The sequence below is a fragment of the Chromohalobacter sp. HP20-39 genome, from assembly GCF_033052815.1.
GTDB lineage: Bacteria > Pseudomonadota > Gammaproteobacteria > Pseudomonadales > Halomonadaceae > Chromohalobacter.
In genome coordinates this window covers 1-309 of the sequence record NZ_JAWHTP010000434.1, presented here as the reverse complement: position 1 = coordinate 309, position 309 = coordinate 1, and the positions used below count along the sequence as shown (strand labels likewise).

1 protein-coding gene is annotated in these 309 nt (G+C 73.1%); it reads right to left on the bottom strand.

Going from position 1 to position 309, the window contains the following annotated elements; all coding sequences use genetic code 11:
• Nucleotides 1-256, bottom strand: a 256-nt coding sequence (locus RVY79_RS18700) for a hypothetical protein (protein ID WP_317466049.1), incomplete at its 3' end; no start/stop codon positions are given.
• Between the last annotated feature and the right edge of the window lie 53 nt (nucleotides 257-309).

The window sequence follows — 309 nt, the reverse complement described above, 5'->3', positions numbered from 1 at the left end:
TGCCCAGCCCGCTGCGCCGATGGAAGTTGACGCAGGCGCTTGCGGCGCCTTCCGTGTGCATGCCGCTCTCACGGGTTGCCATCAGCGGCTGCCCCGATGGCAGCACGCCCTGGCGGAAGATGGCTTCGCCCGGGTCAGCCGGCGCAACGGCGCCCGCCCGCCCCATCGGCACGGCAAGCAACAGCAGAGGCCACGCGGCAAGCCACGCGCGCCATACCGCTTTCCATTTGCGCAGGGCGCCCGGCTGCGTGGTCACGGCGCGCTCCACTGCTAGCGAGCCGGCACCGTGCGCGGCATGGCGGCAGCGGG